A 1,938-nucleotide genomic window follows, 5' to 3' on the forward strand; every position below is an offset into this window, starting at 1 on the left:
CCAAAAACTATCAATTACTCACCTCAAGTCGTAAAACCTTTAGAGAAATCCCGCATAGAGGGGCTACACGGAAAACCGCTTAAGTCCGTGCCATTCACGACTGACTGTTTTGTTGAGTCGATCATACTTAGTATGCCTTTCTAAATCGACTCTGCCTGTATAACAAGACGCTGCACCCAACCGCTGACCGCGGTTGAGCTCCGCTCACCATTTCCAATCCTCAATCCGTAAACAATAAATCAAAGTGCATTCCCCTGTCAGCGGTGCGGTGTGCTTTACGTTCTACTGGATAGACCCATTGCAGAGTGCTCCACTACTATTCCTATATAGACGAGACAGCATCTAGTTGCTTTAGGTAACTTCTGCGGCCTAGAAGTTGCCATGGTCACACAGAGGCTGTGTATGCGGGACTCTGGAGGTTCATCATCGTGAACTTCATGATCATTACTCCTAACTCGCATAGCTGGGTATGACTCCCAGAACTCTCGGCCTTCCATACGATGAGCCAAATCACGTTTTTAGGTTCGCATCACTTTCAGAGATCCTCGACGTCGACAGCTCAATCTAAATGACCTGTGATAGAACGACCTTGCTACACAGCTGCAGAAATCTACGATCCTTTACGAAAGATAATTTTCCATCCAGTTGGAAACCATCGATAGCACCATTCTGTAGAACAAGACGCTGCACCCAACCGCTGACCGCGGTTGAGCTCCGCTCACCATTTCCAACCCTCAATCCGTAAACAATAAATCATAGTACATCCCCGTCAGCGGTGCGGTGTGCTTTACGTTCTCCTAAAAAAATCACTGGCTATCCTAAAACACGTGGGTAGACTGTTCACATGAGCAGACTTTCATCACTAGAGCACGAAGTGCTTCAGTTACCAGAAGATCAAAGAATTACGTTACTTAACCGAGTATTACGTAGTTCTGAGCCGTCACGTAACTCTGATACCGATGCTGCTTGGAATTCTGAAATCATTCGTAGAATCAATCTTGTTGATAGCAACCAAACGAAGAGAATCCCAGCTTCAGAAGTTTTCAGCAAACTTGAGCAGAGACTTTCATGATTCCCGTTGAGTTTACCTCAGAAGCTGAGGCCGACCTATTTGATGCAGCCGATTACTACGAATCTAAAGAAAAGGGTTTAGGTAAGCGATTCGGTGACGAAATAGCTGATATACTTCACACAGCAGCTAATGCACCATACCTCTGGCGTCTCCGCCCTGATGGCTATAGACGTATCAATTGCCCGGTATTTCCATATTACGTAGCATACATCATTCGAGATGAATCATTAGTTGTTGTAGCTATTGCTGCCAGTAGACGTTTACCCGGCTATTGGCATTCAAGGCTCAAGTAAACTGCCTTTGCCTGGAGAACAAGACGCTGCACCCAACCGCTGACCGCGGTTGAGCTTCGCTCCCCTCTTCCAACCCTCAATCCGTAAACAATAAATCACAGTACATCCCCCCGTCAGCGGTGCGGTGTGCTTTACGTTCGGTAAGATATAAATATGAAAAAAACTTATATATTGATACCAAGTCTAATCATAGCTCTCATTATTGGAGCGTATTGGAATACAAGCTCTATAACTCCAATCCCAACATACCCGTATGTAGCTACGGATATTGGCGTTTACCAAATAGATGATTACAGGTCCGTTGAGGTTAAAGAAATTGACGGGGTTCTACGTTACAGCGAAATAACAGTTGATGAATCTGTGCGTGACAGAATTGGGCAACATAGTGTTGGTAGGACTCTTGATTTCGAACTATCAGAAGGGTGGAGTATTACTTTATTATCTAGAGATTCAATCCAGATACAAAACGGTAAAGGTCATACTATAGATCGGAAATTCGGGCAGTCGGGAATGGCACGGACTTAAGCGGTTTTTCGGTGTTTTAAAGTAGTCAGGAAAAGTCGGATAGGCTTG

At 44.8% G+C, this 1,938-nt stretch carries 3 protein-coding genes; all 3 read left to right on the forward strand.

The window, feature by feature from the left end; genetic code table 11:
• Window positions 1–844 precede the first annotated feature (844 nt).
• The 3 genes from ACFSW8_RS00005 (at window position 845) to ACFSW8_RS00015 (ending at window position 1,890) form a co-directional block, all read left to right on the forward strand.
• Window positions 845–1,072: an addiction module protein gene (locus tag ACFSW8_RS00005; RefSeq protein WP_377090701.1), complete on the forward strand. Its 228-nt coding sequence runs from the start codon at window positions 845–847 to the stop codon at window positions 1,070–1,072.
• Window positions 1,069–1,365 (forward strand): type II toxin-antitoxin system RelE/ParE family toxin, encoded by a 297-nt coding sequence (locus tag ACFSW8_RS00010; RefSeq protein WP_377090702.1) that lies wholly within the window; start codon window positions 1,069–1,071, stop codon window positions 1,363–1,365. Before ACFSW8_RS00005 ends, ACFSW8_RS00010 begins: the two co-directional genes overlap by 4 nt.
• A gap of 153 nt (window positions 1,366–1,518) precedes the next feature.
• The gene (locus ACFSW8_RS00015) at window positions 1,519–1,890 is read left to right on the forward strand and encodes a hypothetical protein (protein ID WP_377177126.1); all 372 of its coding nucleotides are present in this window, start codon (window positions 1,519–1,521) and stop codon (window positions 1,888–1,890) included.
• The last annotated feature ends 48 nt before the right edge of the window (window positions 1,891–1,938 follow it).

Source organism: Rubritalea tangerina, assembly GCF_042683245.1.
In the GTDB taxonomy this organism is placed as follows: domain Bacteria; phylum Verrucomicrobiota; class Verrucomicrobiia; order Verrucomicrobiales; family Akkermansiaceae; genus Rubritalea; species Rubritalea tangerina.

Bases quoted from the DNA above. Each gene is read 5' to 3' on its own strand.
- ACFSW8_RS00005 (WP_377090701.1), top strand. From the start codon at position 845: ATGAGCAGACTTTCATCACTAGAGCACGAAGTGCTTCAGTTACCAGAA.
- ACFSW8_RS00010 (WP_377090702.1), top strand. From the start codon at position 1,069: ATGATTCCCGTTGAGTTTACCTCAGAAGCTGAGGCCGACCTATTTGAT.
- ACFSW8_RS00015 (WP_377177126.1), top strand. From the start codon at position 1,519: ATGAAAAAAACTTATATATTGATACCAAGTCTAATCATAGCTCTCATT.